Below are 16,384 nucleotides of genomic sequence, written 5' to 3' on the forward strand. Positions count from 1 at the left end.
GCGCCGAACGGTAGTCCGGTGAGCCGTACGTCCGGGCCGCCGGCTGACGGCCCGGACGTACGGCTACCCCGTTGCGGCTCCCTTGCGCACGACCCTTGCGGCTGGTGGGCCCAGGAGGAGGGCCCGGGGGTCCGGCGCAGGCGAACAATGTCCCACCGTGTGATTTCCCCCTCGGTGCCCACCGCGAAACAGCGGCGTGCGGGATGCTGGCGATAACGTTCGTTCACCTCCCCGGCAATCAGGCGCGGGGGTCGCATGTGGAGGCAGTGATGGGTGTGACCGGTCCGATCCGCGTGGTGGTGGCCAAGCCGGGTCTCGACGGCCACGATCGCGGGGCCAAGGTGATCGCGCGGGCACTGCGCGACGCCGGCATGGAGGTCATCTACACGGGTCTGCACCAGACGCCGGAGCAGATCGTGGACACGGCGATCCAGGAGGACGCCGACGCGATCGGCCTGTCGATCCTCTCGGGCGCCCACAACACGCTGTTCGTGAAGGTCCTGGAGCTTCTGAAGGAGCGCGACGCGGAGGACATCAAGGTCTTCGGCGGCGGCATCATCCCGGACGCCGACATCGCGCCGCTGAAGGAGAAGGGTGTGGCGGAGATCTTCACGCCGGGCGCGACGACGGCGTCCATCGTGGAGTGGGTCAACGCGAACGTCCGCGTCGCCGCGTAACCCCCGGGGTGGTGGGGCGGGGCTGAGCGCACGGCGGGCCCTGACGCGGGCCGCCGAGGCGCCGGGAAGCGCCGGGAAACTGTGACGCTCTATCACCCGAACGGCCCAGTCCGCCGCCCGCCGGGGCGCCGGCCGCGCTCCCTTTCGGCTACCCCGGTGGGGTGTCGGCTGCCGTCCGCTACGGCGTCGGCTCCGTCAGCTCCGTCTGCATCTGCGCCCGCAGGCGGAGGGTGGACACCAGGCGCTGGAACGCCTCCGACCAGTACCCGCCGGCGCCCGGGGACGCGTCCTCCGGGTCCGTCGTGAGGGCGGTCAGGGACTCCAGCTGGTTGGCCGCGTCGGGCGAGAGGCAGCGTTCGGCGAGGCCCATCACCCCGCTGAAGCTCCAGGGGTAGCTGCCCGCGTCCCGGGCGATGTCCAGGGCGTCGATCACCGCCCCGCCCAGCGGATCCGACCAGGGCACCGTGCAGACGCCGAGGAGCTGGAAGGCCTCCGAGAGGCCGTGGGCCGCGATGAACGAGGCGACCCAGCGGGCCCGCTCCTCGTGCGGGAGGATCGAGAGCAGCTTCGCCCGTTCCGCCAGGGATGACGTGCCCGGGCCGGTCGCCGGCGGGGCGGACGGGGCGCCGAGCAGCGCCCGCGACCAGTCGGCGTCCCGCTGGCGGACGGCTGCCCGGCACCACGCCGCATGCAGCTCGGCCGCCCAGTCGTCCATGACCGGCAGCGCGACGATCTCCTCGGGCGTACGCCCTCCGAGCCGCTCCGGCCAGCAGGCCAGCGGCGCCGACTCGACGATCCGGCCCAGCCACCAGGACCGCTCGCCCCGGCCCGTCGGCGGGACGGCGACGACTCCGTCCCGCTGCATCCCGGCGTCGCACTCGTGCGGCGCCTCCACGACGATCGTCGCGCGCCCCGCCGTACGGTCCAGGGAGACGCAGGACGACGCGCGGTCCGCCATCCGGTCGGCGAGGGCCGACGAGGGCAGGGCGGAGAGCAGTTCGGCGGCGGTGGACCGCACGTTACGACTGCGGTCGGACAGGGCCTCCTCCAGAAACTCCTCGTCCGCGCCGGAGAGCCCGGCCCGCAGGGAATCGAGGAACATCAGCCGGTCCTCGGCACGCTCCGCCGTCCAGGTGGAACGCAGGAGGGCCAGGCCGGCGGCCGGATCCTCGGTCCGTACGGAGGCGAGCAGCGCGACCCGCTCGGCGAACAGGCCCTCCTCCCAGAGGGCCTCGACCGCCTCGCGGTCCCGGGCGTCGGGGAGGGTGGTGCTGCCTCCCGCGCCGCGCAGGGCGAACTTCCAGTCCGGGTTGAGCCGGGCCAGCCAGAGTCCGCGCGGCCCGGCGAGGGTCAGCGCCTGGGGCCGTAGATCCGTACGGGCGCGGGCGGCGTCGAGAAGAGCGGGCAGGGCGGAGGCAGGTGCCCTGTAGCCGTGTTCGTTGGCGGCGGCGAGCCACTGGGGGAGCAGCTCGGCGAGGTCGGGCGCCGCCCCGCGCCGCCCGCCGGACGGGGCGGGGGCGGCACGGCCCGCGAGCAACTGGCCGAGTCGGCGGCGCGCGGCGTCGGGCAGGGGGCGGCGGTGGTCCTCCGGCGCGGGCTCGGGCGCCGGAGCGGCGGGCCCGGGCCGCAGGCCCGCCCTGCGTCGCACGGTGTGCAGCGCGGCGGCGTCGAGCAGGGCGACAGGCGCGCCACCGGCCGCCGTCGCGGGGAGCGCGGGCGGCCGGCGATCCGTGCCGAGCAGCGCCGAGGTGACGAGTTCTTCCCAGGCGTCCATGGATCCTCCAGGCTGTCGTCGGGCGGTCGTACGGCGTCGGGTGTATGGAGCCGGTCGTACGGCGTCGGGTTTGTCGAGTCGGCTGTACGGAGTCGGGGCGTACGGGGGCGGTCGTACCAGGGCAGTCGTACGGGGGCGCGCGTGACGAGTCGGGCGTACGGAGTCAGTGCAGCGGGACCGTCTCGCCGGGGGCGTCGGCCGACCAGGCGGCGAGCGGCGTGAACCCGCGGTGTCCGCACTCGCCGAAGACGGTCACCGGGCCGCCCCCGGAGAGCGCGGCGAGCCGCCACAGGCCGGGCCGCCCGAGCGCGGGTCCGCTGAGGGGCAGCGCCGCGCCGCCGTCCGCGGCCGGGGCCGCGTCGGCGAGCTGCCAGCCGTGGTCCGTCGGTATCGGTACGACGTCGGAGAGCGTCACCGGCCAGGAGTCCAGCCAGGGGTCCTCCCGCAGGGCGTGGCCGTAGGCCGTGAGCGCGTCGCCGACGGTGCCGCCGCGGGGCGGGGCGTCGAGCGGGGCCGGAGCGGCGAACTGCTCTCCCAGCTCGGCCCTGAGCGCCCCCGCGCCCGCGTGCGGGACGAGCGCGGCGTCGATCACCACGCCTACCGGAAGCGCCAGTCGGGGTGCGCGACCCACCGCTCCGAAGGAGAGCAGCAGGGCCGTGCGCCCGGTGTCGCGGCCGTGCAGCCAGATGCGACGCGTCGTCAGCTTGCCGTCTCCGCTGTCGTACTGGGCGAGGACGAGCCAACGGTCCCGCACCGAGGGGCCCTCGGCGGGGGCGGTCAGGCCCACCCGGGTCCGTACCGTCGCCGCGAGGGGGCCGGGGAGCCGGTCCACGGAGAGCCAGGCCCGGTCGAGGAGATGGGTCAGCGCGCACTCCTCCAGGAGCCGGACCGGCCAGCCGGGACCCGACCCCGGTATGGCACCCAACTCCCTTACACGGCCCGCGAGTCCCGGCGCCTGGGCGTCGACCATGCGGGCCGCGGTCTCCTCCCACAGGCCGTAACCGGACTGCTCGGCCGAGGCCAGGCCGCCGCGCAGCAGATCGGCGAGCCGCTGCTCCAGCTCCTCGGCGCCCGAGGTGATCCGGGCCGACCGCCGCTCCGCTCTGCGGCGCGCGGCCTCGGGGTCGGCGGTGACGGCCGGACCCGCACCCTCCGCGCCCTTCGCGCGGACGGCGGCGCGCTCGCGTCTGCCCTCCAGCCACCCGGATGCCCAGTCGGGTACGTCGGCGTCCGCGACGGCCGCCGTGTCCGTCGCCCACAGGAGCAGCAGCCCCAGCGCGTGCTTGCACGGGAACTTCCGGCTGGGGCAACTGCACGAACTGGCCGGGCCCGTGGTGTCGACGACCGTCCGGTACGGCTTGCTGCCGCTGCCCTTGCACAGGCCCCACACGGCCCCGTCGCCCGCGCTGCCCGTACCGGACCAGGGTCCGGCCGTGCCGAGCTTGCTTCCCGCTCTGCGCGAGGCGTCGTCAGGAGCCAGTGCCAGCACCTGATCCGCCGTCCAGCGCACCCCCTGTGTCTTCATGCCCTCGACGGTAGGGGGCGCCACTGACAATGGACTTGACCTGCTCCAACGGCTCCGGACGCGCATCGCCAGGTATTTGACTTTGCCAGTCCTTTACGGTTTTCTGCCGAGGCCTGCCACCGACCATCGCACCAGGGGGATCCCTCATGAAGCGCACCATCCGCACCGCCGTCGCGTCGCTCGCCGTCACCGGCCTCGCGTTCGGTCTCGGCGCCTGCTCCGCCGCCGACAAGGCCGCCGACCAGGTCGACAAGGCCGTGAACGACACCTACGAGGTCACGTACGAGGTCACGGGGAAGGGCATCGAGACGATCGACTACCACGGCGGCAGTGGCACGGCCATGGAGCCGAAGCTCGAGAAGGAGACGAAGCCGACCACGCCGTGGAAGAAGACGGTGACGCTGAAGGGCATCATGCCGCCGGCCGTCATGCCGATCTCGCTCACCCCGGCCGACCTCACCTGCAAGGTCATCCACGAGGGCAAGGTCATCAAGGAGGCGAAGGGCGAGGAGGCGATGACCGGGGGCTGCGTCGCGGTCTCCCCGATCGCCGGCTGACGCCCCGAGCGCATCCTGATTCAGCCTCTGACCTGCGGCGACGGCCGACTGTCAGTGGCATGGTGCACGGTGGATCCCACATCAGGTCGAACGATCTGGAGGGGGATCCATGACCGTGTCCGAAACCATCGCGAGCGCCGTGCCCGGTGCCGGTAGCGACACCGGGGCGGGCGCCGTCCCGGCCGCGGCAGGCCTCGGTTCCGAAGTCCTGCGCCCGCACGCCGAACACGCCTTCGCGGACGAGCTCAAGGCGCTCGCCGCCGCCGCCGACCGTCCGCGGCCCGCCCGTTGGCAGCTCTCGCCGTGGGCCGTCGCCACCTATCTCCTCGGTGGGACGCTCCCGGACGGAACGGTGATCACACCGAAGTACGTCGGGCCGCGCCGCATCGTCGAGGTCGCCGTCACCACACTCGCCACCGACCGGGCGCTGCTGCTGCTCGGCGTGCCCGGCACCGCCAAGACCTGGGTCTCCGAGCACCTCGCCGCCGCCGTCAGCGGTGACTCGACGCTGCTGGTCCAGGGCACCGCCGGGACGCCCGAGGAGGCGATCCGGTACGGCTGGAACTACGCCAAGCTGCTCGCCCACGGCCCCAGTCGGGACGCGCTCGTGCCCAGCCCTGTCATGCGCGCCATGTCCGAAGGGCTGACCGCCCGCGTCGAGGAACTCACCCGCATCCCCGCCGACGTGCAGGACACACTCATCACGATCCTGTCCGAGAAGACCCTGCCCGTGCCGGAGCTGGGTCAGGAGGTCCAGGCGGTACGGGGCTTCAACCTCATCGCCACCGCCAACGACCGGGACCGCGGGGTCAACGACCTCTCCAGCGCGCTGCGCCGCCGCTTCAACACCGTGGTGCTGCCGCTGCCCGCCACCCCCGAGGCGGAGGTCGACATCGTCGCGCGCCGCGTCGACCAGCTCGGCCGCTCGCTCGACCTGCCGGCCGTGCCCGAGGGCGTCGAGGAGATCCGGCGGGTCGTCACCGTCTTCCGCGAGCTGCGCGACGGGGTCACCACCGACGGCCGTACCAAGCTCAAGTCCCCTTCGGGGACGCTGTCCACGGCCGAGGCCATCTCCGTCGTCACCGGCGGCCTCGCGCTCTCCGCCCACTTCGGCGACGGCGTGCTGCGCCCCGCCGACGTCGCCGCAGGCATCCTCGGCGCGGTCGTCCGCGACCCGGCCGCCGACCGCGTCATCTGGCAGGAGTACCTGGAGACGGTCGTCCGGGAGAGAGACGGCTGGAAGGACTTCTACCGCGCCTGCCGCGAGGTGAGCGCATGACAGCGCCTCAGGCGGAGGTCGCACCGGTGAGGGTGACGACACCTCAGGGGGCCGGCGTGGGGGCGCCTCAGGAGGTCGGGGCACCCACGCCGACGCCCACGACCACCACGGCTGTGGCGGCTGCCGGAGCCGCACCCTCCGTGGCGGCGCCCTCCGGCGCGGCCGGGCCCGCCGTCCGGGCGTCCGGGCCGCTCTACCTCGGGGTGCGGCATCACGGGCCCGGGTCCGCCCGGGCCGTGCGGGGGGCGCTGGAGGCGCGGCAGCCTGCGGTCGTGCTGATCGAGGGCCCCCCGGAGGCCGACGCCCTTCTCCCGCTCGCCGCCGACGACGGGATGCGACCGCCGGTCGCACTGCTCGCCCACGCCGTGGACGACCCCGGCCGGGCCGCGTTCTGGCCCTTCGCCGAGTTCTCGCCCGAGTGGGTGGCGATCCGCTGGGCCCTCGCCCACGGCGCCGCCGTCCGCTTCATCGACCTCCCCGCCGCCCACACCCTCGCCGCCACCGACCCCACCTGGGGCGACGGCGAGGAGGACGAGGCCGACCAGGGAGTGCGGATCGACCCGATCGCCGAGCTCGCGCGCGCCGCCGGCTACGCCGACCCCGAGCGCTGGTGGGAGGACGTGGTCGAGCTGCGCGGCGCCGCCGACCCCGTCACCCCCTTCGAGGCGCTCGCCGACGCCATGGGCGCCCTGCGCGAGACGTACGGTCACGGCGGTCACGCCCGCGACCTGGTCCGCGAGGCGTACATGCGGATCCAGCTCCGCGCCGCCCGCAAGGAGTTCGGCGACGACGTGGCCGTCGTCTGCGGCGCCTGGCACGTGCCCGCGCTGATCCGGAGGACGACCGCCACCGCCGACCGCGCCCTGCTCAAGGGCCTGCCCAAGGTGAAGACCGAGATGACGTGGGTGCCCTGGACCCACCGCCGCCTCGCCCGCCGCTCCGGATACGGCGCCGGCATCGACGCCCCCGGCTGGTACGGACACCTCTTCGACGCCCCCGACCGCCCTATCGAGCGCTGGATGACGAAGGTCGCGGGCCTCCTCAGGGCGGAGGACGCGATGGTCTCCTCCGCCCATGTCATCGAGGCCGTGCGGCTCGCGGAGACCCTCGCGGCGATGCGCGGCAGGCCGCTGGCCGGGCTCGGCGAGACCACCGACGCCGTACGGGCCGTGATGTGCGACGGCTCCGACATCCGGCTCGACCTCGTGCGGGACCGCCTCGTCGTCGGCGACGTCCTCGGCGAGGTCCCGGCCGCCGCCCCCGCCGTACCCCTCCAGCGCGACCTCGCCCGGCTCCAGCGGAGCCTGCGCCTCAGACCCGAGGCGCAGGAGCGGGAGCTGGAGCTCGATCTGCGCAAGGAGAACGACGCGGCACGCAGCCGCCTGCTGCACCGGCTCGGCCTGCTCGGCATCGGCTGGGGCACCCCCATCGCCGGACGCGGCAGCACCGGCACCTTCCGGGAGAGCTGGCGGCTGCGCTGGGAGCCCGAGCTGCACGTCCGCGTCGCCGAGGCCGGCGTCTGGGGCACCACCGTCGAATCCGCCGCGACCGCCAAGGCCGAGGCCCGCGCCCTGGAGGCCACCGCGCTCGCCGACGTCACCGCGCTCGCCGAGCAGTGCCTGCTCGGCGGACTCGGCGGCGCCCTGCCCGTCGTCATGACAGCCCTCGCCGACCGCGCCGCGCTCGACACCGACGTCGCCCACCTGGCCCAGGCCCTCCCCGCGCTCGCCCGCTCCCTGCGCTACGGAGACGTACGTGCCACCGACACCGCCGCGCTCGGCGAGGTCGCGGCCGGGCTCGCCGAACGGATCTGCGTCGGCCTGCCGCCCGCCTGCACCGGGCTCGACACCGACGCCGCCGTCGAGATGCGCGGCCATCTCGACGGCGTCCACGGCGCGCTCCAGCTGCTCACCGACAACGCGGGGCTGACCGGAAGATGGGCCGGCGTCCTGCGCGGGCTCGCCGCACGCGACAGCGTGCCGGGCACCATCCGGGGCCGGGCCGCCCGACTGCTCCTCGACGAGGGCGGCCTGGACGAGGACGAGGCCGCGCGGCTGATGAGCCTCGCCCTGTCGCCCGGGACCCCGCCCGCCGACGCCGCCGCCTGGATCGAGGGCTTCGTCGGCGGCGCCTCCGGCGGAGGCATGCTCCTCGTCCACGACGAACGGCTGCTCGCGCTGGTCGACACCTGGCTGACGGGCGTCACGGCGGACGCCTTCACCGATGTCCTGCCGCTGCTGCGCCGCACGTTCTCGGCGTACGAGCCGGGCGTGCGCCGCACGCTGGGCGAGCTGGTCGCCCGCGGCCCGTCCGCCACCGCCGACCGTGCGGAGGCCGGCCTGCCCGGATTCGGTACCGGCCTCGACGAGGAGCGGGCCGACGGAGTCCTGCCGGTGCTCACGCTGATCCTGGGAGACATCGACATGGTGGGGGTGGACCGATGACCGGCACGATCGACGGCACGGGGCACGACGAGCGGCTGCGCCGCTGGCGCATGGTCCTCGGCGGCGGCGAGGCGGACGGCACCGGCTGCTCCCTCACCGGCACGGACGCCGCCATGGACGGCGCCCTGACCGCGCTCTACGGAGGAGGGGCGAGGAAGCCGGGGGAGAGCGGCACCGGGCGCGACAGGTCCGCCGGTCTCGGCGCCTCCGCGCCCTCCGTCGCCCGCTGGCTCGGCGACATCAGGACGTACTTCCCCAGCTCCGTCGTCCAGGTCATGCAGCGCGACGCCATCGACCGGCTCGGGCTCTCCACCCTGCTCCTGGAGCCCGAGATGCTGGAGGCCGTCGAGGCCGACGTCCACCTCGTCGGCACACTCCTCTCCCTCAACAAGGTGATGCCCGAGACGACCAAGGAGACGGCCCGGGCGGTCGTACGCAAGGTCGTCGACGACCTCGAGAAGCGCCTCGCCACCCGCACCCGGGCCACCCTCACCGGCGCGCTCGACCGCTCGGCCCGCATCAGCCGCCCCCGGCACCGGGACATCGACTGGGACCGCACGATCCGCGCCAACCTCAAGAACTATCTGCCCGAGTACCGCACGGTCGTCCCCGAGCGGCTCATCGGCTACGGCCGGGCGGCGCAGTCGGTCAAGAAGGACGTGGTCCTCTGCATCGACCAGTCCGGCTCGATGGCGGCCTCCGTCGTCTACGCCTCCGTGTTCGGCGCCGTCCTCGCCTCCATGCGGTCGATCGCGACCCGGCTCGTCGTCTTCGACACGGCGGTCGTCGATCTGACCGACCAGCTCGACGACCCGGTCGACGTGCTCTTCGGCACCCAGCTCGGCGGCGGCACCGACATCAACCGGGCCCTCGCCTACTGCCAGTCCCAGATCACCCGGCCGGCCGACACCGTCGTCGTCCTCATCAGCGACCTCTACGAGGGGGGCATACGCGACGAGATGCTGAAGCGGGTCGCGGCCATGAAGGCGTCCGGCGTGCAGTTCGTCGCCCTCCTCGCGCTCTCCGACGAGGGAGCCCCCGCCTACGACCGCGAGCACGCCGCGGCCCTCGCCGCGCTCGGCGCCCCCGCCTTCGCCTGCACCCCGGACCTCTTCCCCGAGGTGATGGCGGCGGCGATCGAGAAGCGGCCGCTGCCCGTCCCGGACGCGGCGGAGGCGCTACGGAATCCGTAGCCGATCCACCACCCGAGCGGGCGTGTCCGGGCGCACTGAGGCCCATATCACATCCGGGTCCGCAGGCCCCTCACCTCGCATCCTGGCGCGCCGTGAGGCCCGTACACCCCTGTTCCCACCTGTGTCAGGGCCCCGGAGCCACCCTAGGGGCCCCCTACGGACCGCCCCGGGACCCCTACGATCTGTGACTCGTATCACCGCTCCGGTGTGATCTGCGATTTAGGGACCCACGGCCTGCGGGGATAACCTGCGAGACGGACATGCCGCGTCCACGGACACCGTGTACGCCTCCCTTGTGACAGCGCAGTCACGTTGCCCTTCGCGGCACGCCCACGCAGACAACGAACCGCGATCATCAGAAAAGGGACGGACGCGCGTGGACCTGTTCGAGTACCAGGCGAGGGACCTCTTCGCCAAGCACGGTGTACCGGTGCTGGCCGGTGAAGTCATCGACACGCCTGAGGCGGCGCGCGAGGCCACCGAGCGTCTTGGCGGCAAGTCGGTCGTCAAGGCGCAGGTGAAGGTCGGCGGCCGCGGCAAGGCCGGCGGCGTGAAGCTGGCCGCCACCCCGGACGAGGCCGTCGCCCGCGCGACGGACATCCTCGGGATGGACATCAAGGGCCACACGGTCCACAAGGTGATGATCGCGGAGACCGCTCCGGAGATCCTCGAGGAGTACTACGTCTCGTACCTCCTCGACCGCACCAACCGCACCTTCCTCGCCATGGCCTCCGTGGCCGGTGGCATGGACATCGAGGAGGTCGCCGCGACGACCCCCGAGAAGCTCGCGAAGGTGCCGGTCAACGCCGTCGAGGGCGTGACCATCGAGAAGGCCCGCGAGATCGTCGCCCAGGCGCAGTTCCCGGCCGAGGTCGCCGAGAAGGTCGCCGAGGTCATGGTGACCCTGTGGGACACCTTCGTCGCCGAGGACGCGCTCCTCGTCGAGGTGAACCCGCTGGCCAAGGTCGCCTCCGGCGACATCCTGGCGCTGGACGGCAAGGTGTCCCTGGACGCCAACGCCGACTTCCGCCAGCCCGGGCACGAGGCGCTCGAGGACAAGGACGCAGCCAACCCGCTCGAGGCTGCGGCCAAGGCCAAGGGCCTCAACTACGTCAAGCTGGACGGCGAGGTCGGCATCATCGGCAACGGCGCCGGCCTGGTCATGTCGACCCTGGACGTCGTCGCGTACGCGGGTGAGAACCACGGCGGCGTGAAGCCGGCCAACTTCCTCGACATCGGCGGCGGCGCCTCCGCCGAGGTCATGGCGAACGGCCTGGAGATCATCCTGGGCGACCCGGACGTCAAGTCCGTGTTCGTCAACGTCTTCGGTGGCATCACCGCCTGTGACGAGGTCGCCAACGGCATCGTCCAGGCCCTGGAGCTCCTCGCCACCAAGGGCGAAGAGGTCACCAAGCCGCTGGTCGTGCGCCTCGACGGCAACAACGCGGAGCTGGGTCGCAAGATCCTGTCGGACGCGAACCACCCGCTCGTGCAGCGTGTGGACACCATGGACGGCGCGGCCGACAAGGCCGCCGAGCTCGCGGCTGCGAAGTAAGGGACGAGGTCAAGCACACCATGGCTATCTTCCTCACCAAGGACAGCAAGGTCATCGTCCAGGGCATGACCGGTGCCACGGGCATGAAGCACACCAAGCTCATGCTGGGTGACGGCACCAACATCGTCGGTGGCGTGAACCCGCGCAAGGCCGGTACGTCCGTCGACTTCGACGGCACGGAGGTCCCGGTCTTCGGCTCCGTCGCCGAGGCGATGGAGAAGACGGGCGCCAACGTCTCCGTCCTCTTCGTCCCGCCGGCCTTCGCCAAGGCCGCCGTGGTCGAGGCGATCGACGCCGAGATCCCGCTCGCGGTCGTCATCACCGAGGGCATCGCCGTCCACGACTCCGCCGCCTTCTGGGCGTACGCGCAGTCGAAGGGCAACAAGACCCGCATCATCGGCCCGAACTGCCCCGGTCTCATCACCCCGGGCCAGTCCAACGCCGGCATCATCCCGGGCGACATCACGAAGCCGGGCCGCATCGGCCTGGTCTCGAAGTCCGGCACGCTGACGTACCAGATGATGTACGAGCTCCGTGACATCGGCTTCTCGTCCGCCGTCGGCATCGGTGGCGACCCGGTCATCGGCACCACGCACATCGACGCCCTCGCGGCGTTCGAGGCCGACCCCGACACCGACCTGATCGTCATGATCGGCGAGATCGGCGGCGACGCCGAGGAGCGTGCGGCGGACTTCATCGCGAAGAACGTCACCAAGCCGGTCGTCGGCTACGTCGCGGGCTTCACCGCGCCCGAGGGCAAGACCATGGGCCACGCCGGCGCCATCGTCTCCGGCTCCTCCGGCACCGCCCAGGCGAAGAAGGAGGCCCTCGAGGCCGCCGGCGTCAAGGTCGGCAAGACGCCGACCGAGACGGCCAAGCTGGCGCGCGCCATCCTCGCGGGCTGAAGCGGAATCGTCTGACCGCACAGGTGGGCCCCGCCCCCTCCCGGGAAACCGGGCAGGGGGCGGGGCCCACGCGCGTACGCGGGGTCCGCGCTCTAGTGCGGGTCCGGGATCAGCCGCTCCGGCCCGTTGTGGGGCTGGGAGCGGAGCGTGTCGCGGAGCTTCACGTCCTCCGGGGTGAGCTGCGGCGAGCCGCCGCGGACCGGCACGCCGTTGACCGTCTCACCGGGGTGGATCAGCGGCAGGTACTGCGTCGGCGCGGTCGCGGCCGTGATGGCGGTCACCGCGATGAGCGCCGCCGTCACCCCGATCACCGCCCGCGTCCACATCCGGCTGCTCCGCTCGCTGCCGGTCCGTACGGACCGCGCCTCCGGGAGCGTCGCCGTCGGCGCCTCCGTCGCCAGCGCGCCCAGCGTCCGATGGAGGACGTCGGGGTCGGCGAGCTCGGGTACGCGCTGTCCGATGACGGTACGGGCGTGCAGCACGCGGTTGGCTGCGGCGGGGGTGCTCGCCTCGGTCTCGGCCGCCGTCTCGGGCAGGTCGAGGCCGAGACCGTCGTAGAGCAGGACGGTACGGCGGTACGGCGGCGGCAGCTCCAGGAGCGCCGCGAGCAGCTCCCGCCGCCTCGCCTCGGTCGGCGGGGCATCCGGGTGCTTGTGGGTGCGGCGCAGCCGGTGCCAGGGGGAGAGCGCGTACTCGTACGCCGCCGCCCGCACCCAGCCCACCGGGTCCCGGTCGACCGCGACCTCGGGCCAGTGCTGCCAGGCGTGGTGGAAGGCGTGCTCGACGGACTCCCGGGAGAGCCGGCGGCGGCCGGTGAGCAGGTACGTCTGGTGGAGGAGACCGGGCGCCGCGTGCGCGTAGAGCGCGTCGAAGGCCTCCTCCGGGGTGAGGGAGGGCTCCGCGAGAGCCTCGGGAGGCGGCTCGGTCGGGAACTGCTCAGGGGCCGCCGTCGGCTCGGCGGGGAACGGCTCGGCGGGGGCCTGCCCGGCGGGGAACTGCTCGGCCGGGGCCTGCTCGGCGGGGAACGGCTTGGCCGGGACCCGCCCTGCCGGGAACGGCTCGGCGGGGACTTGCTCGGCCGGGAAATACCCGGCCGCCGTCGGCTCGGCCGGGACTTGCCCTGCCGGGGCCTGGTCGGCCGGGGCCTGCTCGGCGGGGAACGGCTTGGCCGGGGCCTGCTCGGCCGGGAACGGCTCGGCGGGGACTTGCTCGGCCGGGAAATACCCGGCCGCCGTCGGCTCGGCCGGGACTTGCCCTGCCGGGGCCTGCTCCGCCGGGGCGTGCAGGGGCCGTGGGGGAGTCTCCACCGGTTTCAGCTTCTCCAGGGGCTGCTGGGCGCCCGGGGCGCCCGCTCGGACGGCCCGTGGGGGCTTGTGGCCGCCGCCGATGCCACCGAAGGCGGCGATGCCGCCGCCGATGCCGAGGGCGGCTGCCGCGGGGGCCTTGGGCGGCTTGGCCGCGCGTTTGGTCGCGGCCCGCGGACGGGTGTTGGCGGTCGCGGCCCCGGCGCCCACGGAGGGCTTCGGGGGCTGGACCGGCGCCGTCGGCTCCGGCGCCCCGGCGGGCGTCGGCTCCGGCGACGGATCGGACGGCGTGCGCTGCTCGTCGTACGCGCCGATCAGCTTCGCGTACGCCTCCTGCTTGCGCCCCCGTGGTGTGGTGCGGCCGGTCTCCCAGGACCGGACCGTGGCCCGTGTGACACCCATGGCCTCCGCGACCTGGTCCTCGCTCAAACCTCTGGCCTCGCGCAGTCTGCGCCGCTCCTTGGGGGAGGGCATGCTCCGGTTCATGGACGTCGACCTCCCGAAGCGTTCCGGGCGGAAAAGTACATAAACGTATCTTGAGCGACACAGCGGCGTTTTGCCTGTTACGCGAGAAAAGCGCGTGTCGTTGGCAGCATGGGCGCGTGACCCAACTGACCGAACGGCCCCTCTCACCGGCGGCCGGGACCGTGGTCCAGGGCGGCCGGTCCGCCGCCCTGGCGACCGCCTTCGTGCGCGGCGCGGTCGCGGCGGGGCTCGGCCTCGGAACCCTTGCGGTGCTCGTGACGGGGCTGTGGATCAGCTCGCCGTACCCCGACAGCGGCCCAGGCGGCGCCCTGCACGCGGCCGCCGGGCTGTGGCTGCTCGCCCACGGCGTCGACCTGATCCGCACGGAGGCCCTCGCCGGGGTGCCCGCGCCCGTCGGTATGGCGCCGCTGCTGCTCATGGTCCTGCCGGGCTGGCTCCTGCACCGGGCCGCCCGGGACACGATGGAGCCGCACGCCATGGAGCCGTACGCCCTCGGGCCCGACGTCGAGGAGGAGGCCGGGTACCAGTCGTCCGCGAGCGCCGCGAGCGCCGCGGTGGCCGCCGTGGCCGGCGGATATCTGCTGGTCGCGGCCGCTGTCGTGGTCTACGCGGCGAGCGGCCCGCTGCCCGCCGACCCGCTGGCGGCCGGCCTGTGGCTGCCCGGGACGGTGGCGGCGGCGACGGGTCTGGGCGTCTGGACGTCGGCCGGGCGGCCCCTGCCCAGGCAGGAACAGACGGCGGTGGCTCTCCGCTCGGCGGGACCGGCGTTCGTGGCCCTGCTGGGCGGCGGGGCGGCCGTGTTCGCCGCCTCGCTGGTCTGGCACGCGGGTGCGGCGCACGATTCCTACACCCGGCTCGCGGGCCCTTCGGGCGAGTGGTCGGGGCAGGTGTCGGTCCTGCTCCTGGCCGCCGCGCTGGTGCCGAACGCGGCGGTGTGGGGTGCGTCGTACGGCCTCGGGCCCGGATTCGCACTCGGTACGGGCGCATCGGCGACCCCGCTCGGCCTCACCGGCGCCGCGGCGGTCCCGCCCTTCCCGCTGCTGGCGGCCCTCCCCGCCGAGGCCCGGGGCAGCTGGCCGCACTGGGCCGCCGCGGCGGTCCCGCTGGTGGCGGCCGTGGTCCTGGGGGCGGGCGTGGGCCGGTCGGCGCGTACCTGGACGGCCCGGGAGACGGCGCTGACGGCCCTGATCGGCGCCTGGGTGTGCGGGGCGGCGACGGCACTGCTGGCGGCGGCCGCGGGAGGCCCGCTCGGCACGGGCCGGCTGGCGGAGTTCGGGCCGGTGTGGTGGCAGGCCGGCGCGGCGGCGGTGCTGTGGTGTGCGGCGGTGGGGGTGCCGGTGGCGCTGGGGGTACGGGCCTGGTCGCGGCGCGGCATGGAACCGGCGCCCAGGCCGAAGGCGACGACGGAGCCGCGGGCCGGTGCCGCCATGGCGCCGGGACCCGTTCCGGATTCCGTACCGGCGCCCGCTCCCGTACCCGTGCCCGTACCCGTGCCCGTGCCCGTACCCGTCCTGCTCCCCGAGGAGGCGGAGCAGGACGACGACGGCGAGTACGAGCCGTACGACTACCTGCCGGCGGCCTGGGAACCGGCTTTGCCCCCTCTGCCCCTGCCGCCGCCGGCGGCCCAGTCTCCGGCGGCCCAGTCTCCGGCGGGTCCGGACGGCGAGGCGTAGGGCCGGCCGCCCGGGCCTACTGGCCCTCCCGTGCCTACTTCGGTACGCCGAACGGCTCCCGCAGCGGTTCCGGCAGCAGGTCGTTGCAGGCCAGCTGGCCCGACCTGGTCAGAGCGTCGTCGCGGCAGGTGTAGAAGTCGCGGTAGACCATCTGCAGGGTGAAGCCGCCCGCGACGATCAGCAGCGACAGGACCGCGGCGACCAGTCCGCTGACGGCCGCCGTGCGCTGGGCGCGGGCCGCGACCCGCGTGCCTCCCGGCTGGGCGGGCGGCTGCGGGCCGCTCGCGGACAGGGGCTGCGGCGGGGCAGGGACCTGACCCGGCGCCTGCCCCGGAGCCTGCCCCTGCGTCTGAGCCTGGGCCTGGGCCTTCGGCTTGGACCGCAGCGCGCTGATCGACCAGTACATGCCGAGCGCGCCGAGCAGCAGCGCCAGCTCCTGGATCTCGAAGATGGCGAAGAAGAACGCCCACATGCCCGCGAGCAGCGCGTACCGCGCCCGCCGCTGCGTCGGGTCCGTGGGGTCCCACCTGGGGCCCGGCCCCTGGCCCTGGCCGTCGGGGCCGCCGGGGCGCTCCGGGCGGCGGCCGAAGCCGTCGGAGGAGCGGCCGGGCTGGCGGCTGCTCCAGCGGCCCGGGGCCCCGGAGCGGTCGGAGCCGTCGGAGGATCCGGACGACCCGGACGACGTGTCGTCGTCCGAGCCCTCCGGCCGCCGCGGCTGCCACGGCTGGTCCGGCTGCCCCTCGGGCGGCGGCGCGAACGGGTTGTTGTCGTCCGTGGACTGGCGTTCCGGCATCTGCTGAACGTCTTCCCTCTGTCGTCTCAACTGCTGTCTCAACTGCTGTCTCAACTGCCGTTTCCACTACTGGCTCGGCCACTGGCCCAACCACCGGCTCGGCCACGTGCTCAACTGCTCTTTCCACCAAGGGTCGACCACGGGCCGAACTGTCGTCGAACCCCGACGCTACCCCCCGGCCACGCCCCCGTCCCGTGGGGGCCTTCCCGTGTGCCGGTA

The 16,384-nt window shown here is 74.1% G+C and carries 12 protein-coding genes; 8 read left to right on the plus strand and 4 right to left on the minus strand.

What is annotated here, in order from left to right; translation table 11 throughout:
• Positions 1–269: 269 nt before the first annotated feature.
• Complete coding sequence (locus tag ACFY8U_RS11895) at positions 270–677, plus strand: cobalamin B12-binding domain-containing protein (protein WP_361442645.1); 408 nt, start codon at positions 270–272, stop codon at positions 675–677.
• A 178-nt stretch (positions 678–855) separates the two neighbouring features.
• Here ACFY8U_RS11895 and ACFY8U_RS11900 read toward each other — a convergent pair whose 3' ends face one another.
• The gene (locus ACFY8U_RS11900) at positions 856–2,451 is read right to left on the minus strand and encodes a DUF5691 domain-containing protein (RefSeq protein ID WP_389568851.1); all 1,596 of its coding nucleotides are present in this window, start codon (positions 2,449–2,451) and stop codon (positions 856–858) included.
• Positions 2,452–2,614: 163 nt separating this feature from the next.
• A complete protein-coding gene (locus ACFY8U_RS11905; RefSeq protein WP_389568854.1) occupies positions 2,615–3,976 on the minus strand; it encodes an SWIM zinc finger family protein in 1,362 nt (453 codons plus the stop codon).
• Positions 3,977–4,122: 146 nt separating this feature from the next.
• On the opposite strand from ACFY8U_RS11905, the gene ACFY8U_RS11910 reads away from it, so the two are divergent.
• From ACFY8U_RS11910 to sucD, 6 genes are all read left to right on the plus strand, one after another.
• Positions 4,123–4,533 (plus strand): hypothetical protein, encoded by a 411-nt coding sequence (locus tag ACFY8U_RS11910; RefSeq protein WP_389568857.1) that lies wholly within the window; start codon positions 4,123–4,125, stop codon positions 4,531–4,533.
• Positions 4,534–4,642: 109 nt separating this feature from the next.
• A complete protein-coding gene (locus ACFY8U_RS11915; protein WP_389568858.1) occupies positions 4,643–5,812 on the plus strand; it encodes an AAA family ATPase in 1,170 nt (389 codons plus the stop codon).
• Complete coding sequence (locus ACFY8U_RS11920; protein ID WP_389568861.1) at positions 5,809–8,256, plus strand: DUF5682 family protein; 2,448 nt, start codon at positions 5,809–5,811, stop codon at positions 8,254–8,256. The genes ACFY8U_RS11915 and ACFY8U_RS11920 overlap by 4 nt, the downstream gene beginning before the upstream one ends.
• Positions 8,253–9,449, plus strand: a complete 1,197-nt coding sequence (locus ACFY8U_RS11925; protein ID WP_389568864.1) for a VWA domain-containing protein — start codon at positions 8,253–8,255, stop codon at positions 9,447–9,449. The genes ACFY8U_RS11920 and ACFY8U_RS11925 overlap by 4 nt, the downstream gene beginning before the upstream one ends.
• Positions 9,450–9,825: 376 nt before the next feature.
• Positions 9,826–11,004 (plus strand): ADP-forming succinate--CoA ligase subunit beta, encoded by a 1,179-nt coding sequence (sucC, locus tag ACFY8U_RS11930; protein ID WP_361442666.1) that lies wholly within the window; start codon positions 9,826–9,828, stop codon positions 11,002–11,004.
• 20 nt (positions 11,005–11,024) lie between these two features.
• On the plus strand, positions 11,025–11,909 hold the full coding sequence (sucD, locus tag ACFY8U_RS11935) for a succinate--CoA ligase subunit alpha (RefSeq protein ID WP_260229316.1): 885 nt from the start codon (positions 11,025–11,027) through the stop codon (positions 11,907–11,909).
• Positions 11,910–12,001: 92 nt separating this feature from the next.
• Here sucD and ACFY8U_RS11940 read toward each other — a convergent pair whose 3' ends face one another.
• Positions 12,002–13,699: a sigma factor-like helix-turn-helix DNA-binding protein gene (locus tag ACFY8U_RS11940; protein WP_389568868.1), complete on the minus strand. Its 1,698-nt coding sequence runs from the start codon at positions 13,697–13,699 to the stop codon at positions 12,002–12,004.
• Between the two features lie 116 nt (positions 13,700–13,815).
• Between ACFY8U_RS11940 and ACFY8U_RS11945 the strand changes: the two genes are divergently transcribed.
• Positions 13,816–15,372, plus strand: coding sequence for a DUF6350 family protein (locus tag ACFY8U_RS11945; protein WP_389568870.1), 1,557 nt, complete (start codon positions 13,816–13,818; stop codon positions 15,370–15,372).
• Between the two features lie 34 nt (positions 15,373–15,406).
• Here the strand turns inward: ACFY8U_RS11945 and ACFY8U_RS11950 are convergent, their stop codons facing one another.
• Positions 15,407–16,165, minus strand: coding sequence for a hypothetical protein (locus ACFY8U_RS11950; RefSeq protein WP_389568873.1), 759 nt, complete (start codon positions 16,163–16,165; stop codon positions 15,407–15,409).
• Positions 16,166–16,384 lie beyond the last annotated feature (219 nt).

Source organism: Streptomyces sp. NPDC012508 (assembly GCF_042902595.1).
In the GTDB taxonomy this organism is placed as follows: Bacteria; Actinomycetota; Actinomycetes; order Streptomycetales; family Streptomycetaceae; genus Streptomyces.